At 42.4% G+C, this 4,228-nt stretch carries 3 protein-coding genes and 2 pseudogenes; 2 read left to right on the top strand and 3 right to left on the bottom strand.

What is annotated here, in order from left to right; all coding sequences use genetic code 11:
- Positions 1-128 (bottom strand): annotated as a pseudogene (locus ELS82_RS27095) (GNAT family N-acetyltransferase); the annotation flags it as partial.
- Between the two features lie 102 nt (positions 129-230).
- Here ELS82_RS27095 and ELS82_RS23430 point away from each other — a divergent pair.
- Positions 231-854: pseudogene (locus ELS82_RS23430) on the top strand (IS110 family RNA-guided transposase); the annotation flags it as partial.
- Between the two features lie 418 nt (positions 855-1,272).
- Here the strand turns inward: ELS82_RS23430 and ELS82_RS23425 are convergent.
- Together ELS82_RS23425 and ELS82_RS23420 are read right to left on the bottom strand one after the other, a co-directional pair.
- A complete protein-coding gene (locus tag ELS82_RS23425) occupies positions 1,273-1,740 on the bottom strand; it encodes a GNAT family N-acetyltransferase (protein ID WP_167489496.1) in 468 nt (155 codons plus the stop codon).
- 601 nt (positions 1,741-2,341) lie between these two features.
- Positions 2,342-2,923, bottom strand: coding sequence for an HD domain-containing protein (locus tag ELS82_RS23420; protein WP_029801177.1), 582 nt, complete (start codon positions 2,921-2,923; stop codon positions 2,342-2,344).
- A gap of 137 nt (positions 2,924-3,060) precedes the next feature.
- Here ELS82_RS23420 and ELS82_RS23415 point away from each other — a divergent pair, with 137 nt between their 5' ends.
- Complete coding sequence (locus ELS82_RS23415) at positions 3,061-4,077, top strand: IS110 family RNA-guided transposase (protein ID WP_134837581.1); 1,017 nt, start codon at positions 3,061-3,063, stop codon at positions 4,075-4,077.
- Positions 4,078-4,228 lie beyond the last annotated feature (151 nt).

The raw sequence follows: 4,228 nt of genomic DNA, 5'->3' as shown, positions 1-4,228 counted from the left end.
ATTTCACTTTGCTCTCTGGACATTGGCTGGAAAAGAGGAACTTCTCCATTACCATTTTCAGACAGCTGATTTTCTAGATACACAAAGAATGAATCTAAATCCGATTTTTCCGCTTCTACTACTTCCATCTAATTCTCGGTACTCCATCGATTACGCATAACGAATGACATGGATTCCCCCTCCCGAGGATCTGCCACACTCATGTGGTCATTGCTTAAACCGGAGGTATCATGTCTGATTATTCTTATTTTGGCGGTATCGACTTAGCTAAAAATCACTTTAGTATTCATGTCGTTGACGTAAAAGGTAAAGTCGTTCTGCACAAGTCGGTTAGTCGCTCTAAATTGCTCACTACCATATCAAACCTTCCACATATGTGCATAGGCTTAGAAGCGTGCGGTGGAGCGCATTACTGGGCAAGAACTCTCAACAAACTTGGTCACGACACTCGCATCATGGCTGCCAAATATGTTGCTCCTTATCGGACCAGAGGAAAGAATGACCTCAATGATGCTGTCGCTATCTGCGAAGCCGTTCAACGTCCTTCGACTCGCTTCGTCCCTATAAAGTCGCCCGAGCAACAAGCCATACTGTCAATACACCGCATGCGAGAACACTGGGTTCGTGAGCGCACTGCCATCATGAATCCCATCCGTGCACTGCTATCCGAGTTTGGTCTTGTCATCCCTGTCGGGCGCTCATCTCTAATGAAGCAAGTTCCGCTCATGCTTGAAGACGCCAACAATGCACTGCCTCAATTTGCAAGAGCGGTGCTGCATGATGCTTATCTGCATCTCAACGCTCTCAATCAGCGTATCGCTGATACTGAGCAGGCATTCGAAGCCTTCACAAGGTGTGTGGTGAAGAATTGAAAACGCAGGGCCACTTTTTTGAATTCAATGTCAAAGCTTTATCTTTGCCTAAAGTCTTACACCGTCAGGGATGACGCCCCCTATTGAAAAGGGTTGGGGTGTAAAACAACCACACTACGATAAAATTTTTCCATACCAAGAGCAAGTCAGGGCCACTTTTATTCGAAAAGTCGCCCAGTCTAAAAGATAAATAAACAAAAAATTAGGAGGCGAGAGTAATCCAATCCGAACTATACAGAATTAACGACAACTTCACTTGTTGACCACTACAAGGTGATCTTATTGGCACGTCTGTGGGGCAGAACCTTCTCAGAGTAATCATTTAAATTAGAAAAACGTGGATAACTTTTAGTATCAGAAAGTCGCTTCGTGAAATGTTCTGTCTAGCAGGAGCAGATCACTAGATAACCTTTGTCATTGGAGCGCACCCTAACTTAAAGCCAGATGGATGCGTCCAAAACGTTTTTTCACCTGCTATAAAACCCAGGCTTTCATAGAACTTAATTGCATTTAGGGAAGAGGAAAGCTGTAAACTATGCAAACCAGACTCTTTCGCTATAGAAATCAACTCATGCGCAATTTTCTTTCCATAGCCTCTTCCAATAAAGCTTGGGTCAACAAATATAGATTCTAAAGAGCCGTTTTCAGTATCAACAAACCCAAACCCTACAATACACTCTTGGTCTTCGAGCACAATCGCACCTAGGTTCACTAATATCTCATCAAAGTCGATAGGCATTGGTGAATTAGCCCAAGAGATAACAGTGTTATCCGAATAATGCGATACACATGTCTTTAGGATTGCTTGTGTTCTTATTTCCCATACTCTACTCACATCGAGCTTATTGGCCTTACGTATTGATGTCATAGACTTCCTTATGCGATAAAGTTTACTAGCTAGAGTCTGAGGTATCCCCTCAAAATTGAGAGAAAAAGATAATAAACTCATATTATTGGGAACATTCATGACATTGAGTGATCAACATTTTTATCACCACAATAAATCTGTATATCACCGAGAAACGTCATGAATGTGAAATGTATAGTATCCAATTTTCTTAGTTCTGTCCTTGGCTCCATGCATAAAACGAGAGCAAGGGCATTTCGCGCGTGCGTTGAAAGCGTTCTCTCTGGAAGTGCTCTCTATGTTACTTCTATCGGTAGAGGGATCTCTACTCAAGCCTATGAAAAACATGCGATTAAAAGGGCTGACAGACTACTCTCTAATTCCAAACTGTATGATTCGAGATTACTTCTCTATAAGCGCATGACAATTTTACTGACCTCTCATCTAACACAGCCTATTGTTCATGTTGATTGGTCAGATTTAAATAAGAAAAAAACACTGTTTTTACTGAGAGCATCTTTATCACTACCACCCACCTAAACCATTGTGCCGTAAACACTGAAGCTGATTCAAAGCAAAAATGCCGAGCGTTACGAATCTGCTTAAATTTATTGTTATACGCCTATTTCAGTACACCCGATTGAACTGCGTCATTGAGCCTAGACTCGACTTCTTGCCACAACAAATTGCTACCTTTGGAAATACGTTTGCCATTAAAGGCAAAAACTTTATCTTTGGGTATATTGTGTTTTTTCCAGCCATGACCTTCACCATGGATGTTGTGAAGTAAAGGGGGAACTCGGTCGATTGCCTTAGCAAATCTGGCTTCGGGGCTTACACCTTCTTCAAACTCTTCCCAAAGATTAGAAAACTCTTCTCGACTTACTTCAGGCAAAAGCTGAAATAACTTCTGTATGCATGACCTTTCTAGTTGTTTGTTTTCTTCGGTTTCAGCAGAGTAAATAACCGTATCGCCAGCCTCAATTTCACCTAAGTCATGGATGAGTAGCATTTTCATGACACGAACAATATCAACTGGTTCATTAGCAAAATCTTTGAGTAAAAGAGCGCTCAGACAAACATGCCAACTATGTTCTGCTGAGTTCTCATATCTATCTAACCCTACAGGTTTAGTTTGTCTTTCTATCGATTTGAGTTTCTCGACCTCTACCATAAAGTCGATTATTCCCTTAATTTCTTCCATACTAAGTCCTTTTGATGTGCAATATTTGATTGGCGTATAACGCCCTGTTAAGGTGATGAGATGGTCTCCCCCTACCACTTCACATGTCCATCGACCATGCTTGGAGTGTTCAGATCCAAAAGTAAAAGGAGAAGACCATGACTCAGCATAAAATCATCGGCATCGACTTAGCAAAAAATATGTTCTTTATTTTTGAAATCAATCATAAAGGAAAGAACCTCAGTCGTAAAAAACTTCAACGAGGTAAACTACTTAACTACGTCGCAAATCAAACTCCGTGTATCATCGCGATGGAGGCTTGTTCTGGGGCGCATTACTGGGCTCGGGAATTCGAAAAGTTTGGACACCAAGTTCTTTTATACCCWCCTCAACATGTCAAAAATCAGCGACGCAAACAAAAGAACGACTATAACGACGCGGAAGCGATTGCTGAACTTGCACTCTATCAACGCGCCCACCCCGTTCCACACAAGTCCATCGAACAACAAGAYATTCAATCATTGATTCGAATGCGCAGACTATGTGTCACCGAAAGAACCCGTTTGATYAATCAAGTTCGAGGATTAATTGCTGAATACGGCATCATTATTCCCAAAGGAAAAGCGTCTTTTAGGCAAGCTATTCCCGAAATATTGGAAGASGTGGAAAACCAACTCTCGCCAATATTGCGTGAACTTCTATCACGTCAATATGAACGCTATTTATATATCGATGAACAGATCCAATGGTTTGAAGAGAAACTAAACCAAACCGTTAAACAATTTGATAATGCCAAACGACTGATGTCTATTCCTGGCTTTGGACCACTCACTAGCCAAGCTGTCGCCGTATGGCTCGGCTCTGGACAGCAATTTAAAACTGGGCGCGATGCTTCTGCTGCGATGGGACTCGTTCCAAAGCAAGACACGACGGGGGGCAATGTCATTCTTCTCGGTATTACCAAGCGGGGCAATACTTACATTCGCTCATTACTGGTTCATGGTGCTAGAGCTGCTTTAAGACGAGCCAAGTTCAAGTCCGACAAACTCAGTAAATGGATGCTTGAGTTGCAAGAGCGACGAGGTGCCAACCGCGCTGCGGTCGCACTCGCAAACAAACTCATGCGGATCGCTTGGGCTGTCATCGCCAAAAACGAAGAGTATCAACCTGTATAAAACACCATGCACCACCAACCCTTTGCAAAGTACGTAGTGAGATGAATAACAGGATAAATCCTACACGTTGAAAACCTTGTGCTCACGCTGGCTTTTAAAGTCGATAAGGTGATTAGGACTTCGTGTTCGACTGCCTCATCTTGGCCAAGGC

The sequence above is a fragment of the Vibrio ouci genome (assembly GCF_004551525.1).
GTDB lineage: Bacteria > Pseudomonadota > Gammaproteobacteria > Enterobacterales > Vibrionaceae > Vibrio > Vibrio ouci.
This window is presented reverse-complemented; position numbering and strand designations above follow the sequence as displayed.

What these genes read in the sequence shown, in the direction of transcription:
- ELS82_RS23420 (WP_029801177.1), bottom strand. Translation starts at nt 2,923, where the DNA reads ATGGAAGAAATTAAGGGAATAATCGACTTTATGGTAGAGGTCGAGAAA.
- ELS82_RS23425 (WP_167489496.1), bottom strand. Translation starts at nt 1,740, where the DNA reads ATGACATCAATACGTAAGGCCAATAAGCTCGATGTGAGTAGAGTATGG.